The following is a 3595-nucleotide window of genomic DNA, read 5'->3' as shown; positions in this document are numbered from 1 at the left end:
CTGGAATCGTTCGGGTTCTTCTCTACCGGCTTCGCCCACGCCCTTGCCTTGTCCGTGCCCCCTACCAGGCGGAGACGTTGCGGACGCGCTACCGAGTTCGCTGGCCTTGCTGTAGTAAGCCAGCGCATTTTCATAGTCTTCAACGGCATCGTAGGCACGACCAGCTTGATAGGTGAGCCGCGGGCTGCCGGGGTGGGATTCGACCGCGGCAAGACAGGCGGTGACTGACTCCGGAGACGGTTTCTCTATTCCCGTGCAGGACGCAAGACGCTGCTTGTCATCGGGGTGCGCGGCAAGACGATCACATTCGGTCTCGGGGACGCCATCATGGAAATCAGACTGTATGGTTTCTCTGCTGTCAGCTGCCGTCGCGGTCGAAGACAGGAGAATGACCAGCGCGACAGAATTCCAGCCAGTCTGAGACAGGCTCCAGCGTCGAAATCTCTTTAGCATGCGTGCGCCCCGCGATCTCCACTCATCATCGCTGTTATCACGTGAGTCCGCGTGACGCGTACTCCAAATGCGGGAGGCGTCTGCCCTCAAACTGTGAAATAGCAAGAGATGAAACATTATCGGAGCGCGCAATGTATCCCAAACCAATTCTATTGACTGCCTGCTATGTGGCGCTCACCTCGTTCGCCGCTGCAGCGGACTGCAATTTCGCCAAGCCGATAGGAGGATGTCGCGCCACCATCTCGATCGACAGCGTTTCAGGCTCGAAGGGCAGCTATTCGGCCGAGGTCACGGTCAAGAGTTCCGCAGGGGCATGTTCGAAGGTGGAGTATTATTTGGACAATACGCCTCAGACCACTGTGATCCGCAGTGGAAGTTCGGAGCCAGAAAGCCTGTTTGGTACGAAGCCCATCACGAAGAAGAGCATATCGGCCCGGAAGTGCACGTCCTATGCGAACGCCAATGCAAGCAAGGACAGCGCCGGCAATAGAGCGATCGGTCCCGAGTTCTTCGAAGGACGGTGGCAGGGGTCCGTTGGCATGCTGCTGCTGAGGGCAGGACTTGTTCTCGATCTCTCGGTTGAGGGGAATGAGGTCAGAGGAACATCCACGGCACAGAACAGCGGAGAAGTCGTCCAGGTGAACGGCACTGTAAGCGGCGGAGTGCTCACCTACACCTACGCGCAGCCAGCGGACGGGAGGCCTGCCTCTGTAAGGATAACGAGGAAGTCTGCGAATTCCATTTCCTACAGCGGCAGTGCAAGCGGCGTGACGCTGTCAGGTACGTTGCAAAGGCTGTAACACACAAATCACACGGACGGATTTAGCATTGTCCCGCGAAACCTGCCTACAAATACCAGAGCCGTCTCGGCAGCCGATCGTCAAGCGATGCCGACGGACAGACCTATGGCGTACTGTTTGACAGACCCTTCCGGTCAAGCTCGGTCTCTCAATGTTCGCACTCAGACGAGAAGGGTCTTCGCGCAGACGGGAGCGGGATACGAAGTGGTTGTTTCCCTTGGAAGACGGCGACAGCGATTGGGAAAGCCGAGAGCAAGGGGATTGCCGGAGTTTCTCGACTTACGAGTTGAGGTGTTACGTTGTGCCGGGAGTTGCTGAAATGAAGAGCGCTGATCTCATGAAAGATCGGACGCGGGAAGATCAATGAGGTTCAGGCGTGTCAGGAGTGTCGCTAGTTCTGCCTGCCGTCCCGTATTCGTCTTACTAAAGATGGAGCGCAGATGAGTCCGTGCCGTTTCGTAGGATATCGATCTGTCCTTCGCGACTGTTTGCAAGGTCATTCCTTGAGAGATCATCGTTGCGATGGTCGCTTCGGTGGCTGTGAGCCCGAAAAGTTGGCGGAGCTGTTGCTGATTTTGCCTTTGTTTCCGGCCGACATCCTCAATGAGGCAAACGCCAACCGAGTGCGCAAAGAAATCCGGTAGATTGCCGCCCAGGCGTTGTATGCGCAGCACCATAGGTCGCATGCCGTCCCGTGGTATCGTGAGCGGGCGTGAAGGTTCGTCGGGTCGGAGCCATCTCTCCGTCGTTACCGAGCGCATTCGCTTTTGGATGGCTGTGGTCACTTCGGGGACACGAGAACAAATGGTCCGGTTGCTGAGGTATATCTCGTCTCCGAAGAGTCTCTCAGCGTCAGGTGTCACCTCCGTCACGCGGCAGAGCCGGTCGAAGAATATCGCTGCGACACCTGTCGCCCGGAATGCATCGACCATCCCGCCGATCCTGCTCGCCGACATACCCCGCATGATCATGGCGGATGCCATCAGGCGCTCGCGGGCGTTCTGGAGTACCGCGGCTTCCTCATCGCTGAAAACGTCGGAGCTGAGCGTCCTGTGCAGGGTAAGACAGAGGAGGTCCTCCGGTGACGAAAAGCCGATTATGCATGTCCGGCCGATGCCGTGTTCCGCCTGGAAGCGATAGTACTCCAGGTGCTCGAACTGGTCGCGGGTGGTGTACTGCTGGTCCCGCATCGTTCCGTCCCTCATCATGAGGGGAATGCCGCGGAGACGCCATTCGTTGATGTGCCAGCCATTGGCGAAGTAGTCTTCCAGGGCGGGCTTAACACTTTCGGTGGCGATGATCAGGTCAGGAGACCGCGCATTCGCCGGAATGATATTTGCGCCGAATGAACCAGTTGCGGCGGTTAGACTATCCAGAATTTGCGGCCACAATGACGCATCGACCGCTGCTTCCAACGACTTGTCGAGTGCTTGATCCAGCCTGCACAGATCAATAGGCATCGGGTCTACCAGACATCATTCTTTCGACGGAACCTGCGACCACGTTGTTGGAGAGTTCGATGCTGACTCCCGAACCGCTGGTGGCATCGGTGACACTATGCGCAGGATGGTGATCTCCGGTGTGCTGGCTCGGATCGCAATCAGGCTTGTCTAAGAGAATGAGCATAAGCAACTGTAATACAAACAAAAACGAGACTTCAGCACAGGCTACACAAGAAATCCCGGAAGTAAAGATGAAACTTCTTGTTTCGAATGCCAGGTCTGGTCTTTTCGAGCGCCGCAACAGTTCCGACTTCAGGCATAAAGGAAAGCCTAACGCAATTGGAGTATGTGTTGCGACAAGAGAACGTGTTATTAAAGTATGAAAGGGCTGTTAAGAAACAATTAGAACTATGAAAACTACATCTAATACAAATAATGAAGATGTTATTGCAGCCTACATGGCAATGTATGAGATTAGCCTCAACGAAGCCATCATTATGTCAAGCCGGGAAACACCCAAGGAGCGTCTTGAGACATGCCTTGAGTGGCGTGCCATTTACGAACACTCTTCACCGATATTTGAGCGATTTCCCATGACCTCCAACATTCCCATTGATGTCTTGCCTCTCAAAGAGCTTGGCATAGGGACAGCAAAGGATCACTTCGCCGCCAGGGAAACCCATCTGATTAAACGATGGACGCCCGTTGGAAACTGGTTCCACGACCGTGGGAGATTTGGGTTGGACCCGTACCAGAAGTCTACAGGCGGAAAAATCCTCCCTCGTGTTTCCGGGAGTTTGCGTGACGGAACTCCATTCTCGGGCGTCAATTTCGCGAGCCAGGACTACTTGTCGCTGTCGTCACACCCACGTTTGGTGAGGGCGGCAAGCGGTGCAGCAA

The 3595-nt window shown here is 55.4% G+C and carries 2 protein-coding genes and 2 pseudogenes; 2 read left to right on the top strand and 2 right to left on the bottom strand.

Annotation, left to right across the window (positions count from 1 at the left end):
- A pseudogene (locus C9413_RS32895) lies at window positions 1-453 on the bottom strand (tetratricopeptide repeat protein); the annotation flags it as partial.
- Window positions 454-584: 131 nt separating this feature from the next.
- Here C9413_RS32895 and C9413_RS29535 point away from each other — a divergent pair.
- Window positions 585-1253, top strand: a complete 669-nt coding sequence (locus tag C9413_RS29535; RefSeq protein ID WP_039845245.1) for a hypothetical protein — start codon at window positions 585-587, stop codon at window positions 1251-1253.
- A gap of 335 nt (window positions 1254-1588) precedes the next feature.
- Here the strand turns inward: C9413_RS29535 and C9413_RS29530 are convergent, their stop codons facing one another.
- A complete protein-coding gene (locus tag C9413_RS29530; RefSeq protein ID WP_039845244.1) occupies window positions 1589-2713 on the bottom strand; it encodes a helix-turn-helix transcriptional regulator in 1125 nt (374 codons plus the stop codon).
- A gap of 392 nt (window positions 2714-3105) precedes the next feature.
- On the opposite strand from C9413_RS29530, the pseudogene C9413_RS32890 reads away from it, so the two are divergent.
- A pseudogene (locus C9413_RS32890) lies at window positions 3106-3595 on the top strand (hypothetical protein); the annotation flags it as partial.

Origin of the sequence: Rhizobium sp. SEMIA 4085 (assembly GCF_013004495.1) — a bacterium.
In the GTDB taxonomy this organism is placed as follows: Bacteria; Pseudomonadota; Alphaproteobacteria; order Rhizobiales; family Rhizobiaceae; genus Rhizobium; species Rhizobium gallicum.
The sequence above is the reverse complement of the archived record's forward strand: the minus strand, read 5'-3'. Positions and strand labels throughout refer to the sequence as shown.